General features: G+C 61.5%; 16 protein-coding genes. 11 read left to right on the forward strand and 5 right to left on the reverse strand.

Features of this window, described 5'->3' with window-relative positions:
- The 9 genes from AB0N24_RS21825 to AB0N24_RS21865 all read left to right on the forward strand — a co-directional run bounded on the left by AB0N24_RS21825 (position 1) and on the right by AB0N24_RS21865 (position 11,687).
- Positions 1–1,062 (forward strand): Gfo/Idh/MocA family oxidoreductase, encoded by a 1,062-nt coding sequence (locus AB0N24_RS21825; protein WP_364128955.1) that lies wholly within the window; start codon positions 1–3, stop codon positions 1,060–1,062.
- Between the two features lie 232 nt (positions 1,063–1,294).
- Positions 1,295–2,470, forward strand: coding sequence for an MFS transporter (locus tag AB0N24_RS21830; protein WP_364128957.1), 1,176 nt, complete (start codon positions 1,295–1,297; stop codon positions 2,468–2,470).
- Positions 2,471–2,578: 108 nt separating this feature from the next.
- The gene (gene uidA, locus AB0N24_RS21835; protein WP_364128960.1) at positions 2,579–4,435 is read left to right on the forward strand and encodes a beta-glucuronidase; all 1,857 of its coding nucleotides are present in this window, start codon (positions 2,579–2,581) and stop codon (positions 4,433–4,435) included.
- Entirely contained in the window at positions 4,432–5,469 is a 1,038-nt protein-coding gene (locus tag AB0N24_RS21840; RefSeq protein ID WP_364128963.1) for an SDR family NAD(P)-dependent oxidoreductase, read from the forward strand. The genes uidA and AB0N24_RS21840 overlap by 4 nt, the downstream gene beginning before the upstream one ends.
- Positions 5,470–5,610: 141 nt before the next feature.
- A complete protein-coding gene (locus AB0N24_RS21845) occupies positions 5,611–6,012 on the forward strand; it encodes a hypothetical protein (protein WP_364128966.1) in 402 nt (133 codons plus the stop codon).
- A gap of 22 nt (positions 6,013–6,034) precedes the next feature.
- Positions 6,035–7,810, forward strand: a complete 1,776-nt coding sequence (locus tag AB0N24_RS21850; RefSeq protein ID WP_364128969.1) for a family 43 glycosylhydrolase — start codon at positions 6,035–6,037, stop codon at positions 7,808–7,810.
- Between the two features lie 237 nt (positions 7,811–8,047).
- Entirely contained in the window at positions 8,048–9,493 is a 1,446-nt protein-coding gene (locus AB0N24_RS21855) for a DUF5597 domain-containing protein (protein WP_364128971.1), read from the forward strand.
- Positions 9,494–9,554: 61 nt separating this feature from the next.
- Positions 9,555–10,799 (forward strand): DUF4038 domain-containing protein, encoded by a 1,245-nt coding sequence (locus AB0N24_RS21860; RefSeq protein ID WP_364128974.1) that lies wholly within the window; start codon positions 9,555–9,557, stop codon positions 10,797–10,799.
- 417 nt (positions 10,800–11,216) lie between these two features.
- Positions 11,217–11,687: a LysE family translocator gene (locus AB0N24_RS21865; protein WP_364128977.1), complete on the forward strand. Its 471-nt coding sequence runs from the start codon at positions 11,217–11,219 to the stop codon at positions 11,685–11,687.
- Here the strand turns inward: AB0N24_RS21865 and AB0N24_RS21870 are convergent.
- Positions 11,646–12,104: a MarR family transcriptional regulator gene (locus tag AB0N24_RS21870; protein WP_364128980.1), complete on the reverse strand. Its 459-nt coding sequence runs from the start codon at positions 12,102–12,104 to the stop codon at positions 11,646–11,648. The two genes, AB0N24_RS21865 and AB0N24_RS21870, sit on opposite strands and share 42 nt — an antisense overlap.
- Positions 12,105–12,300: 196 nt before the next feature.
- Here AB0N24_RS21870 and AB0N24_RS21875 point away from each other — a divergent pair, with 196 nt between their 5' ends.
- Together AB0N24_RS21875 and AB0N24_RS21880 are read left to right on the forward strand one after the other, a co-directional pair.
- Positions 12,301–14,121 carry an NAD(P)-binding protein gene (locus AB0N24_RS21875; protein WP_364128983.1) on the forward strand — a complete coding sequence of 607 codons (1,821 nt, stop codon included), beginning with the start codon at positions 12,301–12,303 and terminating at the stop codon, positions 14,119–14,121.
- A 182-nt stretch (positions 14,122–14,303) separates the two neighbouring features.
- Positions 14,304–15,155 carry an SMP-30/gluconolactonase/LRE family protein gene (locus tag AB0N24_RS21880; protein ID WP_364128986.1) on the forward strand — a complete coding sequence of 284 codons (852 nt, stop codon included), beginning with the start codon at positions 14,304–14,306 and terminating at the stop codon, positions 15,153–15,155.
- A gap of 487 nt (positions 15,156–15,642) precedes the next feature.
- Here the strand turns inward: AB0N24_RS21880 and AB0N24_RS21885 are convergent, their stop codons facing one another.
- The 4 genes from AB0N24_RS21885 to AB0N24_RS21900 all read right to left on the reverse strand — a co-directional run bounded on the left by AB0N24_RS21885 (position 15,643) and on the right by AB0N24_RS21900 (position 18,819).
- Positions 15,643–16,554: a carbohydrate ABC transporter permease gene (locus AB0N24_RS21885; protein ID WP_364128988.1), complete on the reverse strand. Its 912-nt coding sequence runs from the start codon at positions 16,552–16,554 to the stop codon at positions 15,643–15,645.
- A gap of 31 nt (positions 16,555–16,585) precedes the next feature.
- Complete coding sequence (locus tag AB0N24_RS21890) at positions 16,586–17,296, reverse strand: sugar ABC transporter permease (RefSeq protein WP_364129086.1); 711 nt, start codon at positions 17,294–17,296, stop codon at positions 16,586–16,588.
- Positions 17,297–17,421: 125 nt separating this feature from the next.
- A complete protein-coding gene (locus tag AB0N24_RS21895; protein WP_364128991.1) occupies positions 17,422–17,886 on the reverse strand; it encodes a hypothetical protein in 465 nt (154 codons plus the stop codon).
- Between the two features lie 12 nt (positions 17,887–17,898).
- Entirely contained in the window at positions 17,899–18,819 is a 921-nt protein-coding gene (locus tag AB0N24_RS21900) for a LysR substrate-binding domain-containing protein (protein WP_364128994.1), read from the reverse strand.
- Between the last annotated feature and the right edge of the window lie 12 nt (positions 18,820–18,831).

An 18,831-nucleotide genomic window follows, 5' to 3' on the forward strand; every position in this document is an offset into this window, starting at 1 on the left:
ATGAACGAAACAACGGAACCTTCTGGCCCGTTGCGGTGGGCGATCGCCGGGGCCGGGACCATTTCCCGCAGCATCGTGCCCGACCTGCAGCTCATTCCCGGTAACCGGGTCGACGTTGTCTTCAGCAGGGACAAAACCAACGCGGCCCGCTTCGCCGAGGAGTTCGGGCTGGCCCGCTGGACCGACGACTTCGCGTCGCTGATCATGGATCCCGGTGTTGACGTGCTGTATCTGGCAACGCCCTTCGCCACACACGCTGCCTTGGCCCGTGAAGCGCTGCTCGCCGGCAAACATGTGGTCGTCGAAAAGCCCATGGCCCTGAATGCAGGCGAGGCCCAGGAGTTGTTCGCCCTGGCCCAACGCCTGGGCCTGTTCCTCATGGAGGCCATGTGGATGAAGTTCAACCCCGCCTTCCGGCACCTCTTCGACCTCCTGGATTCGGGGTTGATCGGGAAACCATCCAGCCTGCGGGCGGGTTTCGGTTTTCCACTGATTGCTGATGGCGGCAGCAGATGGGACATGGCACGCAGCGGAGGAACACTGCTGGACCAGGGGATCTACCCCGTCACGCTGGCTCACGCGATCTTCGGCGAGCCCACAGGCATTTACGCGGGCGGACGCCTTAGGGAAGACGGCCTCGACTTCGCCGAGCACTTCACGCTTGACTTCGAAGAGGGCCAGTTTGCCCACTGCGCGAGTTCAATGACTGAATTTGTCGACCCCTCGGCCTCAATCAGCGGCACCTTGGGATGGATCACCCTCCCGGGCATGTTTTGGACATCGACGACCCTTCTCGTCCACGCAGGCACCTGGGCCAAAATGTTTTCCCCCGAGCCGATGGAACACAAGCGTGAAGGCAACGGCTACGTTCCCATGCTCAGGGCTGCCGGGGAGGCCATCCGTTCAGGAGCAACCGAGCATCCGATACATCCCGCATCAGAAACGGTCGCCGTTTTCCGCACGCTGGATACCATCAGCCAGCACGTGAAGGACTCCGCTGCAGGGTTTCCGCTGGAAGGCTCCCACGGAGCCACACGAGCTGAAGTCAGCGATCATGCCTGACGCAGAAGAGACGCGGTTGACTGCTCCGGCCCCAGACGGCACAGCGCAGACGACGCACAGTATGGGCCCGGTCTTCGCGAAAACCGAGGCTGCCCGTTTGTCCGAGGCTGCAGGGCCAATGCCGGCTCCGTCAGGTGACCCGTTTGAGCCGGCCCGCCGACCTGTCTCAGGCGCGGGAACGGTCGGTCGGGGCACTGTTGCCCTTCTGGTCGTTGCGACATTCGGTGGGGCAATGGCGCTGATCGTCCCTATGGCATTTACGCTCGCGCTTCGACTCGATGCACTGGCCCCGGGGCGGCAGGAACTGCTCGGCTACACGATCGGCATCGGGGCCGTCTTTTCACTCCTTGCCTCACCCCTCACGGGAATCTTAAGTGACCGCACACGCAGCCGTTGGGGTCGACGTCGCCCGTTCACGGTCGGAGGGCTGATCCTGGGGCTCGCCGCGACCCCCGTCATGGCGTTCGCGCCCGATCCTTTCACCCTGACCGTGGGGTGGGTGCTGTGCACCGTCGGGTGGGGCACAGCATTGGGCTCCGTCGGCAATTACCAGGCGGACCGCCTCCCCCTCCACCAACGGGGAAAGATCTCCGCGCTCACTGTACTGACCATGCAGGTATCTCCGGTGGCAGGGATCCTCCTCATCGGACTCGTGAGCAAAGACGCCTTGTGGGTTTTTGCGATTCCTTCCCTGGTCGGAACCGTGTGCGTGGCCTCCTTCATCATCTTCGTGAAGGAGCCAGACACCCGGGGAGCGGTGTTCCCCGAGCCGCTATCGCTTCTGAGGTTGGTCAGGAGCTTCGGTTTCAACCCGCGGAAAGAGCGGGACTTTGCGTGGACCTGGCTGGGCAGATTCGTTTTCTTCTTCGGGCTGTCAATGACGACCAGCTTCAGCACGTTCTTCTATGCGCAGCGCCTTGGGATAGAAGTTTCCATGGTCGCCTCAGTGCTGGCAGTGATCTCGGCAGCCAGCGTCCTCAGTGCCACTGTGGGGTCCCTCGGGGCAGGCTGGTTGTCTGACCGTTGGGCCCGGCGCCGGCCGTTCATCATGGCCGCGACGGTCCTGTTCGCCCTGGGTGCATCGATCACCGCCTTCGCGAACGATCTGGCCACCCTTCTGGCGGGCACGCTGTTGTCATCGCTCGGGATCGCGGTCTTCAGCGCCGTGGGCCAGGCGCTGGTCCTGGACGTCCTGCCCCACCGGGAGACACAGGCCGGACGCTTTATGGCCATCACCAGCTTTTCGCAAAAGATACCTGGGGCACTGGCCCCGTTCGCCGCCACTCTGCTGCTGTCCGTTGCAACCGTCGGCGATGAGAAGAACTACACCCTGCTCTATCTCAGCTCCGGGGTATTGGCGCTGTCTGGAGGACTCATCACCTTGCTGGCGGTGCGGTCAGTCCGCTAAAAGCAGCCGCCACCGCCACGAACCCACTCTCAACGAATGACCGGCAGCTGTCCGTCACACCAACCACGTTCCAAACCATTTTCCAATGTTCCTCAGGAGGAAATTTCAGTGCTTAAGCCCCGCCCGACAACCACCCGTGAACTCGTCAACCTCGATGGGCTCTGGCGCTTCGCTCTCGAAGACGCCGATGTCCGCCAGCCCTGGTCAGGAACCCTGGAAACAAAGCTCGAGGCCCCTGTGCCGTCCAGCTACAACGACCTCTTCACTGATCCGACAATCCGTGACCACGTGGGATGGGTCTGGTATCAGCGGTCCGTGCGTGTTCCCCGCGGCTGGGCAGGGGAAAGAGTGCTTCTCCGCCTGGACGCGGCCACGCACGAGGGCAGGGTTTACGTCGACGACGTTCTCGTCGCCCAGCACCTGGGTGGCTACACCCCCTTCGAAGCCGACATCACCGAACACGTCTCGCCGGGTGGTGAATTCAGGCTCACGGTCGGCGTGAACAACGAGCTGACCAGCGCGACCATTCCCCCCGGCAGTATCACCGTGACCAAGGACGGGCGCCGCCAGCAGACATACCTGCATGACTTCTACAACTATGCGGGCCTGGCCCGCTCGGTATGGCTCTACAGCAAACCCGAGCGCCACATCGAGGACGTCACGATCATCACCGGCATCATAGGTCAAACGGGCGTCATCGACTATGCCGTGGCGGCGAGTCACGAAACGAGAGTCCGCGTCCGCGCACTGGACGCGACCGGACACGCAGTCGCGTCCGCGGAAGGAACCAACGGAACCCTCAGCATCGAGGCAGTCACTCTGTGGCAACCGGGCGCCGCATATCTTTACGACCTGGTGGTGGAGCTCCTCGACGGCGGTGAGGTGATCGACAGCTACACGCAGCCGTTCGGTGTGAGGACTGTTGAAGTGCGCGGAACGCAGTTCCTCATCAACGGGGCACCGTTCTACTTCACTGGGTTCGGCAAGCACGAGGACACCGCGGTCCGCGGCAAGGGACACGACAACGCCTACCTGGTGCACGACTTCCAGCTGCTGGACTGGGTCGGCGCGAACTCCTTCAGAACCTCGCACTACCCCTACGCCGAAGAAGTGCTGGAGTTCGCGGACCGAAACGGCATCGTCGTCGTCGACGAGACAGCCGCCGTCGGACTTAACCTTGGCGTCCAGGGAGGCCTCACCGGTATTGGGCCGAAGCCGACCTTCTCCCCGGAAACCTTCAACGACGAAACGCAGGCCGCCCACGCCCAGCACATCCGGGAGCTCATCGCCCGCGACAAGAACCACCCCAGTGTTGTCATGTGGAGCATCGCCAACGAACCGGCGTCCAACGAGGACGGGGCACGCGAATACTTCGAACCCCTCGTGCAGCTCGCGCGGGAACTGGACCCCACACGCCCCCTGACCTACGCGGTTGTCATGTTCGCCACCTTCCAGAACGATAAAATCGCCGACCTGTTCGACGTCATCAGCATCAACCGCTACTACGGCTGGTACGTCTTCACCGGAGACCTCGCGACCGCCGAGCACTATCTCGAAACCGACCTGCGCGGTTGGGTGGAGGCTTTCGGCAAACCCATCATGATGAGCGAATACGGGGCCGACACCATGCCCGGCCAGCACTCCGTCTGGGACATGCCCTGGAGCGAGGAATACCAGCAGAACTACCTGGCCATGAACCACCGCGTCTTTGACAGGATCGAGGCCTTCGTCGGGGAACATGTCTGGAACTTCGCGGACTTCCAGACCTCCAACGGCATTCACCGTGTGGACGGCAACCGAAAGGGCGTCTTCACCCGCGACCGTAAGCCCAAGGCCGCGGCACACGCATTGCGTTCCCGCTGGACGGGCCTCGGCGGGACCAAACCCACAGGGAATGAAGCAGCCATCGTCCTGAACGATCAAACGGCAATCTACCCCGTAACGGCCCTCGAGGGTGCGAAATGACCGACACCATCAAACCCCTGACCGGCTCGCGCTCCATCCGGGAATGGCTGGACCATTCAGCCGGAGGTCCGCTGCTGCGAGGAATGCTCACCGACGCCGGGCAGGACGAAGCAACCCTCAAACCCATCGAACACTTCGCGCTCCAACAGTTGGTCGAACTCGGCGGGGGCCAGTTCCCGCAATCCGTCCTTGATCAGCTGGTGCTGGAAGCCAACGGGGGAGTCGACCCCGACGATCATCTTCAGGGCGATTCTGCCGTCACTGACGGGGGACCCTGGGTGGAACGCATTTCAGCGGGACGGTTCACCGGCAAGACCGTGATTGTCACGGGCGCGGCGTCCGGCATTGGCCGGGCGACAGCATCCCGGATCGCACGGGAAGGGGGCAGAGTCATCGCTGTGGATATTGCCACTGACAAATTGAATGCACTGGTGTCGGCCCATCCGCAGGCTGAAATTATCGCTGTGCCGGCTGACATCACCAAGGACGGGGACGTCGCGCTGATTGTTGAAGCAGCCGGGGCCCGGATTGACGCTTTAGCAAACGTCGCCGGCATCATGGACGACATGACTCCGCTACACGAGGTCTCTGATGGCGTCTGGAGCCGGGTGTTTGCAGTAAACGTCGACGGAATGTTCCGCCTAACCCGCGCAGTCCTTCCCAGCATGATCAACGCAGGACGAGGCTCAGTCGTCAACGTCGCCTCTGAAGCAGCACTACGCGGCAACTCCGCTGGACTTGCCTACACGGCCTCCAAACACGCCGTCGTCGGCCTGACCCGCAGCACCGCGTTCATGTACGCGCCGCAGGGGATCCGCGTCAACGCGGTCGCCCCCGGTCCCGTCGCCACAGGCATTGAGGCCGACTTCAGTTCGCAGTTGGGCGCCCAGCGCCTTGCCCCGTTCATGCAGATGCTCCCGCCGGTGGCAGAGGCGTCCCAGCTGGCCGCGTCCATCACGTTCCTGCTCAGCGACGACGGAACGAACGTCTCGGGGGCCATCCTGCCCTCAGACGGCGCCTGGTCGGTTCAATGAGCACACAAGGGTAGGCGCGGGGGATGGGCCGGCATGCCGGGCGGCCCCTTCCCCGGAGCCGGACCATGGCTTTTCCGGCAATGACGGAAAAGGCGAGCGTGTTCGGTTGATTTCGCTTGCCGCGACAACGAGGAGTTCCTCATGAATCAAACCTCCTGCCCTCACTCGGTCACCATCAGAGTGACCCATCCTGGCGCGCCCGATGATCAGGTGCCGGGCAAACAGAAAGCACGGACTGTGAAGGTGACGGCTGCACCCGGTACGTGGCAGCCCGAAGATGACTGGACCCTGCTCGTTGGCCAGAAAATCGAGATTCACGAACAGGGAAAGATCCTCGATTGCGGCCGCGTGGAGGACGTGACAAGGGACGGGTACGTCCTCTGGCTGGAAATGGATGGACCGACGTGCCGGCGCATCATTGAGAAAAGTCCTGTACGTCTTGTGAAGGTCCTTTGTGAGGCTCCAGTGGACGATTTCTCGCGGGCTGACCGATCCATTTTGGGCGAAGGTGTCTGCCTCCCTGTACGTCCGACCGACCCATAAACCGACAGGAAACGAATAACCAATGACCGATACCTCCCGCATCGTCTGCAATCCGCTGGACCTTGCCTACCGATACCAGGACATCCGCTTCTCCGGCGTAGTGCGTGGTACGAGGTTAGGGGAACCGCGCCGGACGGTCCACCGTGAAGCCGCTGACCCCTCGATCGTCCTGTACCGCCAGCGCTACTACCTCTTCGCCTCAATGTCAGCCGGATTCTGGCATTCCACCGACCTCGTGAACTGGGAGTACCGCGCCACCACAAAGCTGCCCGCCCTCGATTACGCTCCAGACGTCAGGGAAGTCGACGGTGCCCTCTACATCAGCGCTTCCCGCAAAGAAGAGAACTGCCCCTTTTTCCGAAGCGTCGACCCACTGTCCGACGACTTCACAGAGGCGACGCCGGGAACATTTCAGTTCTGGGACCCCCACCTCTTCCAGGACACCGATTCCACCACATACCTCTACTGGGGTTGCGATAACAAGACGCCGCTCTACGGTGTCCAGGTAGACGACTCATTCAAGCAGGTCGGGGAGCCGCTCCCGCTGATCGCCTCCGACACGGACGCGCACGGTTGGGAGCAAATCGGCGAGGACTACGTCCAGAAAGTACCGGCCACGGAGCAGGAGAAGCTGGTCGCCCAATTTATGGGCACAACTCCCTACATCGAAGGCGCCTGGATGACACAGCGCGAAGGAACGTACTACCTGCAGTACGCAGCACCAGGCACCGAACTGAATACCTACGCCGACGGCTACTACATCGCCAACTCCCCGCTCGGCCCGTTCACCTACTCCGAAAACAGTCCATTCTCCTCCAAGCCCGGAGGATTCATCGCCGGCGCCGGTCACGGCAGCACCTTCCAGGACCGCCATGGAAACTGGTGGCATGCCTCGACCATGCGCATCTCCATCAACGACGTGTTTGAGCGGCGCATCGGCCTGTTCCCTGCCGGGTTCGATGAGGACGGGGTCCTGTTCTGCAACCAGAACTTCGCCGACTACCCCTTCATCGTGCCCGACGGCCCGTTCGAACCGTGGGCGCCGCCACCGTGGATGCTGTTGTCCTACAAGGCCAAAGCCACGGCGACATCCTCCAAGCCCGGACATGAACCATCCGAAGCAGCCGACGAGAACATCCGGACATGGTGGGCCGCTGACGGGCGCGCTCCGGGGGAGTCGCTGACCCTCGACCTGGGGGCATCCAAGACCATCCACGCCGTCCAAATCAACCTGGCCGACCACGAGCTCGGTTCCATCGCGCCGGAGGCACCCGAAGGAGCCGACCAAGGCCACTCCTGGCGGGGGATTATCCTTGAGCACCAGCCGGCAGAGCTCCTTATCGAGACATCGACCGACGGAAACACCTGGACTGCCCTGCATGACAGCCGAGGTGCTGATAGCGACCGGCCGCACGCGCTCATCGTCCTGGATGAAGCCCAAAGCGGGCGCTATGTGCGCGTCACCAGCGGCCGCCTCCCCTTCGACGGACCCTTTGCGGTCAGCGGCCTGCGAGTCTTCGGACTCGGTGCGGGGACAGCCCCCGCACCGGTTCTCGCTCGTGCGCAGCGTATTGACGAGCGCACGGCGAGGATCGACTGGGAGCCCTCCGAAGGAGCGACCGGGTACAACATCCGCTACGGCTCCCACCCGGACAAGCTGTACCACAGCTGGCAAGTCCACGACCGCACCCACCTGGACCTCCGGTCACTCAACGCAGGCATCAAGTACTGGGCGGCCGTTGACGCCTTCGGCGAAAACGGGATCACAACGGGCTGCGCGGTACCCGTCCAGCCATGACGACACCACGATGACAATTCCTCCAACCACAAGCACGTTCTACGAAAAGAGGCACATATGGTGCTATCAGCCCACGAGACCAAGCACGAGCCAAAGCCTTCGTTTACGGCAACCGGCAGCGGAAACATTCCCCGTGTAGTGCGGACCGGGCGCACCTCCCATCTCCTGGTCGACGGGAAACCGTATCTCTCCGTCGGCGGGGAACTCCACAACTCCAGCCCGTCCAGTCACGCGTACATGGCGCCCATCTGGGACCGGCTCGAACGCAACGGGGTTCCCTCGGTCATCGGGGCCGCCAGCTGGCAGCTCGTTGAACCGGAGGAGGGAAAGTTTGACTTCACTGCTGTCGACGACCAGATCGAGCAGGCACGGGCACGCGGGATGCGGCTGATCCTCATTTGGTTCGGCTCGTACAAGAACGCCGACTCCGCCTACGCACCGACCTGGGTGCGCCGGGACGAAAAGCGCTTCCCCCGCGCCGAGCGCGATCCCGAACGGCTGCTCAGCGGTCGCTTCAGTATCGATGGCCCTGTCCTCAGCGTGTTCGGCGAGGATCTGCTCAAGGCCGATGCCCGGGCATTCGCCGTTTTCATGCGCCATCTGCGCGAAGTTGACCCGCAGCACACCGTGATCGCGGTGCAGGTGCAGAACGAAGTGGGACTGCTCGGCGACAGCCGTGATCGCAGCCCCCTCGCCGAAACGGCGTGGGCGTCGCCCGTGCCTTCCGAGCTGCTGGCGTGCCTGGCCGAGCGCGCGGACGACCTTCATCCCTGGGTGGGGGAGCTGTGGGCCCGCCATGGGTCGCGAACAGCAGGCACATGGGCAGAAGTCTTCGGCGCGGGGAGCGATGCGGAGGAGCTGTTCATGAGCTGGGCATTCAGCCGCTTCGTAGGGCAAGTCGCCGATGCAGGGATCGCCGAATACCCGCTTCCGGTGTACACCAATGCCTGGCTGGGCCCCCAGCCTAACGCGGAGGAGCCGGGCCAGTACCCAACCGGCGGGCCGGTTGCACGAATGATTGATATCTGGCAGATCGGCGCCCCCTGCCTTGCCTTCCTCTCTCCTGATATCTACATAGAGGACTTCGCCGGCACCTTGAGTAGTTACTCGACCGCTGGCAACCCGATCTTCGTTCCCGAGGCGCGGCCCGACGCCGGACTCCTGTTCATCACCATCGGCCGCTTCGGAGGGATCGGTTTCCACCCATTCGGGATCGAAGATGTGCCCGACGGCCACGACCTTTTCGACGCTTACGCCGTGATCCGGGAGATGCAAGGAATCATCACGCGGGCTCAGGCTACCGGAGCCATTTATGGGTTCCGTGTCGAGACCGGTCAGGAGGAACGGGTTTCGCTTGGCGGCTACGAAATTTTGATCTCCGGACCCCTCGACACCCGAGGCATGTTCGGCGAGGGAACCGGGGCTGCTGCCGCATCTCTGATCGGCTACGGTCTTCTTATCCAGACCGCACCCGAGAGGTTCCTCGTCGTGGCCCGCGGCGCATCGATCAGGTTCTCTCGCCCTGATGCCATGGTGGAACTCGACACCCTAACTGAGGGCACGTACCGTGACGAGCAGTGGACGCCGGGACGAGTATTGAACGGCGACGAACGCTACTACATGTTCCCTAAAGACAAGCTCCGGACGGTCCAAATTGAACTACTTCGACGCCTTGGCTTTTGAGCATTTAACTGTGTCTCATCGAGAAGGTGGAAGGGACCAAAATCCCCAGCGGACGCTTGAAGTGAGCACCAACAATCGCTTTCTGCAGTACAGCGACGGCTCCCCGTTCTTCTACCTGGCAGACACGGCCTGGGAATTGCTTCACCGCTGCACGCTGGCCGAAGCCGAACTGTACCTGTGGGACCGCGCCGCAAAAGGCTTCACTGTCATCCAGACTGTCCTCCTAGCTGAACTGGACGGGCTTCGCGCCCCGGACGCCGGGGGTCGGCTTCCGCTTGTGGATGAAGACCCGGCGCGGCCCAACGTGGAATATTTCGCGCACGTCGATGCTGTCTTTGACATCGCACAATCGCTCGGTTTGTTCATCGGGCTACTCCCGACCTGGGGTGACAAGTGGAATCTTCGGTGGGGCACGGGCCCCGAGATGCTGACTTCCAAAGGGGCCAGATCATTTGGCGCCTACGTAGGACGACGTTACGCACAGCGTAACGTCGTCTGGATACTTGGCGGTGACCGCCCCGTGGAGTCGCCGCAGCACCTGGACATACTTCGCTGCATGGCTGAGGGGATACGCGAAGGAGACGGCGGGCGAAACCTCATAACGGCGCACGTGTGGGGCCAGCACTCCACCAGTGAGTATCTGCTCGGCGAACCCTGGCTGGACTTTCACACAATCCAGAGCGGTCACGGTCGCAACTTCGAGAACTGGAAATTGATTCACGACGATTACGCACGATTGCCAGCGATGCCGTGCATGGACATGGAACCGGCGTACGAAGAAAGCGCTGATTCGATTGGGAACATCGCCGGCGGATTCATCGATGACTACGACGTGCGCAAGAGCCTGTACTGGGCTCTCTTCGCCGGTGCTCATGGCCACACCTACGGCTGCTGGCCGGTGTGGCAGATGTGGGATATCGGCAGGGAGCCGAGGATGTGGGTCAAACGCACTTGGCGGGAAGCCCTGAAGGCACCCGGTGCCGGGCAGGTTCGGCACGCCAAAGACCTTCTATTGTCCAGGCCCTTCTTTGATCGGATACCCGACCAATCATTAATCCTCGGGGATGCGGGCGAGGCCGCCTCCCATAGGCGGGCCACTCGCGATCGCGCCGGCACGTATGCCTTAGTCTTCCTGCCTGTTGGCGCGTCAGTGGAGCTCGACCTCGCCGTGCTCAATGACGACCGCTTCGTTTCGTGGTGGTTTGCCCCGCACCGGCACCTCGCGACTCGACCGGAAAGGGGCCACCAGCGTGCCTCAGACGTTCGTCCCACCCAGTGTCGGTCCGGACTGGGTCTTGGTCATTGATGCCGCCAGCGCCGGGCACCCGCGACCGGGCACCACTTCGTCGTCGCTGGGATAGTGCAGACGCTGTCGGCACTATCCCTCCAGACAAATACGCCGGGCCATGCGGGGCGGGACCTGCCCAAGCCCGGCGCCCGGTTTGTCATGGCCGCCGAACGCTTGAAGGAAGACAACCCGCCCAGAACATGACAGGTTTTCGTGTTGTCGCAACGGGTTCGTTTTAAGCGTTACAGTTTTCCCCGGTCTTTCCTTGAATGGTCACTCTTCTGACAGCTGTCCTGTCGTTCGCGCTGGTTGCCGGGTTGCTGTCGCTGGTCCCCGGTTTGGGCACCGCTCTGGTCCTTCGGTCATCGATTTCGAAGTCACATAGCTTCGCCTTTGCCACTGCGCTTGGCATCAACACCGGTGCGTCGATCTGGGGTGGCGGCAGCCGTCGGCGTGTCGGCCCTCCTTGCGGCTTCCGAGTTCGCCTCCCGTCTGCTCACACTCGCCGGTGCGGCATACATGATCTGGCTGGGGGCATCCCTTCCGTTGACCTGCCTGCGAAGGGCGGAAGAGTCAGGTATCCAGGCAGGTGAAGCGCCTGCGCTCATTACAGGCAAAGACGATTTGTTCAGAGGTTGGCTTACCGGCACGGGCACCAACTTGCTCAACCCCAAGGTTGGCATCTTCTACATCGCCACCATTCCGCAGTTCATACCCTCAGACACCTCGCCCCTGCTGATGGGCATTCTTCTCGCAGGGGTCCACTGCCTGCTGGCCGTGGCATGGTTCACGCTGCTGATTATCGGCACAGAATATGCCGCCCGCTGGCTCAAGGTGCCAAGACCATCCGAATCATCGATGGCATCACGCCCGTGGGCCGCGCAGTTCACGGCTAATTGCCCGTAATCCGGTCTCAAGAGCCCGGAGTTCATCCACCGTGAGTCCGGAGAGGACGTCGCCGCCCAGTTCCGGGCGGGCAGCCATGAGTTCGCGAACAACGGAGCGCCCCAATTGCGTGGCATAGATGCGGCGGACCCGATGGTCGGTGGGGTCCAAGGAACGGGTGGCCAGGCCTGCCGCGACGAGGCGGTCGACGAGTTTCGACATTGAGGCCATGGACACGCTGAAGGTATCAACCAATCCACCGCTTGTTGCCCCGTCTTCCGCGGTGACAACTACGGACAGGACCTTGAGTTGCTGGATCGTGAGGTCCGTTGTGAGAAGCGGCTCGAGAATACGGGGAATGGAGCGGATAGTGATGGCGATAGCCAGCGAGTCGATACTCTTCTGTACCGTCTCGCGGTCCTCTCCAGTGTCAGGCATGAAACCCACGTTACATCCCAACGTGCACTCGCTTCGTGAAATTACTTAGTCTCAGGCTAAGCTTTGTTTCGTAATCGAACCGATGCCGCGATGCGCACAAGAGACTTAACGGATGGACCTGCCACGAAGTCGTGATGGCCCGCCGTTCCTTCTGGAGGCGATGCGGCGGGGCACACTAGCGAAGCGGGGATGACAAATGACAACCGGGCAGAATCACGTGATAACACGGGAAGCATCCGATATTGAGGCGCTGCGCGCGAAGTACCGTGCAGAGCGCGACCGCAGGATCCGCCCCGACGGCCTGGCCCAGTACCGGAGCGCCGCGGGACAGTTCGGCTACTACGCGAAGGATCCCTACACCGAACGGACGGAGCGCGAGCCGCTCACCGATCAGGTCGAGGTGCTGGTCATTGGGGCAGGTTTCGGCGGACTGCTCGCCGCGTCCCGGCTGCGGCAGGACGGCGTCGAGTCCGTTCGGCTCATGGATGAGGCAGGCGATGTCGGAGGAACGTGGTACTGGAACCGCTACCCGGGAATCCACTGCGACATCGAGTCTTATGTTTACATGCCGCTCCTGGAGGAAGTCGGGTACGTCCCGAAATGGAGGTATGCGCCCGGGGAGGAAATCCGACAGCATGCAACGGCGATCGCCAAACGGTTCGACCTGTACCGGGACGCACTATTCCACACCCGGGCCACGGAGCTGACCTGGGACGAGGGAGGGGAGGAATGGGTTGTCGGGACAGACCGGGGCGACCGGTTCCGGGCGCGCTTCGTCATAACCTCATCCGGAACGCTGACACAGCCAAAGCTCCCCGCAATCCCAGGCATCGAGACGTTCCGCGGGCACACTTTCCACACAAGCCGCTGGGATTACGGCTACACCGGGGGTACTGCCGACGGCAGATTGACCGGCCTGGCGGATAAGCGTGTTGCCGTCGTCGGCACCGGCGCCACGGGCATCCAAATCATCCCACACCTCGGACGGGACGCAGAGGAGCTGATTGTCTTCCAGCGCACGCCATCAACGATTGATGTACGGGACAACCGGCTGACCGATCCGGACTGGGCGGCTTCGCTGGAACCAGGTTGGCAACGGGAGCGGATGGAGAACTTCCTTGCAGTCCTCGCCGGGGAGCCGGTTGAGGAAAGCCTTGTGTCCGACGGCTGGACCGCGACAATACGGTTGCAGCGAAAGATGCTGACGGGAGCAGTAGACACCAGCCTGAGCCCGGAGGAACGAGAACTGCAGGACGAACTTGCCGACGTCGACACGATGAGCCGGATCCGTGCGCGCATAGATGACCTGGTGGAGGACGTGGGCACCGCGGGGCTGCTCAAGCCGTGGTACCGATACATGTGCAAGCGACCATGCTTCAGCGACTCGTACCTCCAGACCTTCAACCGGCGCAACGTGACCCTTGTGGATACCGCCGACTTCGGAGGCATCACGGCCATGACTGAGAACGCGGTCGTCGTGGGCGACACCGAATACGAAGTCGATTGCGTCATCTTCGCCACGGGATTCGACGTCGGTGTCTCCGGCGTCGTATCCGGCACGCTTCCTGTGGCCGGGCGCGGCGGACGATCGTTGTTCGAGGCATGGGCAGGGGGACCCCGCACCCTCCACGGGTTCTATACCCACGGGTTTCCGAACCTGTTCCACCTGGGCGCTCTCCAGAACGCGAACTCGGTGAACTTCGTACACATCCTCCAGGAGCAGGCCGAACACATCGCAGCCGTCATTTCCCGCGCACGCGACACGGGTGCCCGGGCCATCGAGCCAACTGAGGCTGCAGAGGAGGACTGGGTACGAACAGTTGTGGAATCGGCATCTGATACCACTGCGTTCCAAGCCGAATGCACGCCCGGTTATTACAACGGCGAAGGAACACGCGCGATCTCCGGTTCATCCTTCAGCCCGGGCCCGGTTGTCTTCCACCGCCTGCTGCGCGAGTGGCGTCAGGGCGACATGAGCGACGTGCTCGTAGCCACGCACGCGAGGGCTTCACGTTGAGAGCAGCACCGAAGAGGTCGGGCGGCCCGTTGGCTGGTGTTGCGTCGTCGCTTATGCTTGCCTTCGCGCTGGGGGGATGCACTGCAACGGCGGCCATCGCGCCGGCTGCCGCAACCAAAACCCCCACGGAGCAGACGGCAAAAGAATTCCTTCGGGTCACCTCAGTCCATGAGGCTACCGGCATGACGCTGCTCGAAGGCCCAACATTCGGGCCCGATGGGCACCTTTATCTTGTCGATGTCACCGCGCCCCCAGGCGCCCCAAAGGTCCTGCGCATTGATGTTGGCTCCCGTAGGACCAGCACCGTGTACACGGATGATACGAGTGCGTTTACGTCTGCTCAGTTCAGCCCGCGGGACGGACGCCTGTACTTAACGGACTTTATCGGCGGAACAGTCCAAAGCATCACCACTGACGGTAAGGATCCACAGGTTCTTTTCTCTGGTCCAGTCGACGGAACACTGATGAACCCGGACGACATCGCCTTTGACGAGCAGGGAAATTTCTTCATTACCGACTCAATCGGCGCCCAGGATCCCTACTGGAAACCGCAGGGGCGCCTGATCCGCATTGATGGCTCCAGCCGTGAAGTTAGGGTGCTGGCGAAGGACTTGCCTGCACCGAACGGGATAGCCTTTACACCCGCCTTTGATGGACTGTGGGTCGGCCACAATACAGCCAACCGCATCGACTACCTCCGCCTTGACGGGAACGGGCAAAACGTCCTCTCAGCCCACCCCGCAATCCATGCCGACGGCGGCACCAGCCAAGTCGACTCGGCCGCAGTCGACGCCGAAGGGAACCTTTACATTGGTTTGCATAACAGGCCAGCCATCCTCGTGTACAACCCTCACGGCGAACTGGTCACAAGAATTACTATTCCCAGCGAAAACCACGGCCTGTCATCGGCGACGAATATCGCAATTAAGCCCGGCACGAGTCAAGCCTTTGCGGTGGTCAGCGGTAAGGCTGGCGGGTGGATATTCACTTTCGATGCCCTCGCCGAGGGCATACGGCAATCGAATGGGGGATGAGGGAGCCTCCCGGCAAAAGGCGTAACGAGCGCTCCGCTGGCCTCTGCCGCAGTCTTTGGCCCTACAGCACCCCAGCGGTTACCGTCGACGACGTCACTCTCGTCACTGGAGTCGAGGCCCCCACCTGCAACGTTGATTATGTTTTCGCGGTGTATAGAGGGGACGGCACGGAAGGAGTCTCCGTTGTCTTAAGGGCGCGCTGGCACCGAAGTGGCTACGGGGAATGGCCTCGATGGCGCTCTTACGATTGAAGATGTCGTCCTCTGGGCAAATCATGGCCTGAACAGACACAACCAACACCTCCGGAATTCGGGAGGACCCGGCGGATCAACCACCGGCCCTCCGGAGAATCCGATACATCCCGTCCCGACATCTCCGGAGGTGTCTGGGAGGGACTTACTCAATTCATGTCAGCCGCGCAGGCGTACCCTGTGGGTCACGTTCTGAATGGGACGCACAGGGTAATGCCGACTCCGCGAGACACTTTTCACTTGATGGCGCCGGCGCCTATCCCTTTCACGATGTGGCGTTGTGCCATTAGGTAAAAAACGATGACAGGCACAATCGAAATCGCTGTTGCCGCGAGCAGGATCTCCTGTTGCGGTGTCTCCGCGGAATTGAAGCTTGTCAGACCCCGTTGGATCGGCATGAGTGAGTTGTCGTCGAAGATGACGAGAGCCATGAGGTACTCGTTCCATGCAGCCAGTCCCTGGATCACTGCGACGGCGGCCAGACCAGGCTTGGCCAAGGGAAGGATGACACTTGCGAAGATCCTCAGCGAAGACGCGCCGTCGAGTGCTGCTGCTTCTTCGAGGTCTTTAGGCTGGCTTGCGAAGAAGCTCCGCATGATCAGTGTGGCCATGGGGATGCCCGATGTGATGAGGATCAGCACATAGCCCACCCTGCTGTTGGACAATCCAAGATCGACTAGTAATCGGTACTGCGCGAGGAACATGGCAGGCGCCGGGATGATCATCACGGCCAGGATCAAGAACGTGAAAAAGTTCTTGCCCCAGAACTCGAGGCGTGCGAGCGCATAGCCGGCCATGCTGGAGGCCACGAGAATTCCGAAGACTGCGGTCAGCGTGTACCCTACGCTGTTCAACAGGTACTTCCCCAAGTCGCCCTGGACCCACGCCGTAATATAGTTGCCCCATTGAGGGTCCGTGGGCAGGAGGTTTTTTCCTGACAACAGCTCGTCGAGGGACTGAAGCGAGCCCGACACCATCCAGAGGAGCGGGAAGAGCGCGATGAGCGCCGCGACAATGAGCAGGCCGTACAAGCCGACGCGATCTGTCGTAATGCGACGTTTTCGACGTGACTGTGGCTGATCGTCAGGTTCTACCAGGCGGGGTAAACCCGGGAGGGGCACACTTTGTTGGATCTGTTTGAAAGACATCACCGTCTCCGTTCAGTGTTCTTGATCGTGCTCATGGCCGGGACCGCCGCGCGGAGATTCCAAGTTGAATGAGGGATCGGAGGACTAGAGCCCCTCCAAAGAGCACGGACATTGCGGCGGCGCTTCCGTACCGGTGGTTCGTGAACGCTTCGGCGTAGATTTGCAGTGTGGGCACCATTGTGTGGTAACCCGGCCCGCCGTTCGTGAGGACTTGGACGGGGCCGAAGACCTGAAGGGCGGCCAGCAGGGTGAGCATGCTGACAATGGTGGTCACGGGTGCGAGCTGCGGCCAGGTGATGTAACGGAATTTCGCCCATCCCCGTGCGCCGTCCACCTCAGCCGCCTCGTAGAGCTCCGCCGGTATGTCCTGCAATCCTGCGAGGAACAGGAGGAACCCGAAACCCCAGTGGAACCAGATGAAGACCGCGACGACGGATGGCAGGGCCACTGCGGGATCGCCGAGCCAGTTCTGTTGCAGCGCACCGAGCCCGACATCGTCGAGCATTCTGTTCAGGACGCCCGATTTCGGATCGAACATGGACGAGAAGATGAGGCCGACGACGACTACAGAGAGCACTCCGGGAAGGTAGAACACGGTGCGGAAGAATGTTCGGCCCCGAGCGGCTTTGTTGACGGCGAGCGCCATCGCGATGGCTATGCCATTGCCGAGGAAGAAGCCGACGACGGTAGATGGCGTCAGAACAAACGCAAATAGGGCCCAGACGCTTCGTCTGGGTCCTATTGTGGTGGCCGTTGGTTAGGGCAGTGCAGCCTGATGTTTCATAGAGTTTGGCGGGATCCCCGGCAGCGAGTGCGGCGACCAGGTACGACTCGGAGCGGTTGAACGGAACCGTCTTGTCCTCGCTGCTATGCGTCGATGGGCACACGCAACATAGGGTCAGTGATCTCGTAGCGGTAGTCCCGTTCCTCTGACACGGGCCTCAGTCGATGCACTTGAGGTTTTTCGGGACTACCAAGATTGGAATGGATGCAATCGTCCTGCAGGTCATGTCGGTCGTGCGCTCCGGACTCCGCTTCGTCGAAGTTGATTTGGTAGTGGAAGCCCAACCGCGAATCGCTGGCCCAGGCCTCATAGCGTTCGACTTTGTCATAGAGCTTTCGAGGATCCAGTACAGTTTGAAGCCACAACATCGAACCGTCCACGGTTACGGTGTCGACGCGCCCGTGGGCAATCGAGATTCCCTCTCGTCTGATCTCGACCATGGCGCCCACCAGCGTGGACCAATTAGAAACGTGTCGAAGTTCCATAGGTAAGTCAGCTTTCTCGGAATGGACTCTTTGCGTTCGTAGTGCTTGAACAAGAGAGTCCATGCCTATGTTTTGCTAGGAAGCAAAGAAACCGTAGTCTTCTCCGGCGCGTTGCAAGGCCTTGGCTGTTGCAACGATTGCCGGACGTTCCTTGGACGCGTCGCGTGCAGCGAGAATGACTTTCCGGCTTTGGATTCCTGGGGCCGTGGCTAACTTTCGGATGTTCGAGCTTGCGTTTTCCAGTGCTAGGTCCGGCAAGACGGCCACGGCGAGGCCTGCCTCGACAAAGCGCAACTGGACTGCCAAGTCTTCGGAAACGCAGACAATCCGCGGTTCAAATCCTGCTTTCCTGCACTCGTTAATGATCCATGTCCGCGGGGCGGATTCTTCGGCTTCAACGGCCCATCCGGCACCGGAGAGTTGAGCGATGATGTCCTTGTCGGGATGAATGTTAGATGCGGCAGCAGAGTCCACTACCAGCCACAAGGGGTCTTCGAAGAGCGTGATGTATCGAATTCCAGGGACCCGAGGCATTGGAATTCCCGGATACGACTCCGCTATGACGAGGTCGTATTCGGCCGATTGCAGAGCGGGAAGGGTCGCTTCGGGTTCCCCTTGGTGGAATTCGAGTGTGAGTCCGGGGTGCAGATTATGGAGTTCCTGGGCGACTCGGGGCAAGAAGGTCATAGCGGCAGTTTGGAATGCTGCGATCTTGACGACGCCGCTTGGTTGTTCCATTGAACTGGATATATCAGCTTCAGCGCGTTCGAGCATGTCGAGAATTTTCTCGGCATGTCCCACCAGCGTCAGACCTTGCGGAGTTAATTTCAGCCGCCGGCCAATGGGTTCTACCAGCGGAACGCCAACTTCTTTCTCCAGAAGGCGGACTTGTTGGGACACCGCGGATGTGCTGTAGGAGAGAGCTTCAGCCACAGCCGCTAGGGTCTTGCGGTGATGGAGTTCCCGCAAGACCCTGAGCCTACCAACGTTCAGCACATGCGGCCCTTC

The sequence above is a fragment of the Arthrobacter sp. NPDC093128 genome (assembly GCF_040683875.1).
In the GTDB taxonomy this organism is placed as follows: Bacteria; Actinomycetota; Actinomycetes; order Actinomycetales; family Micrococcaceae; genus Arthrobacter.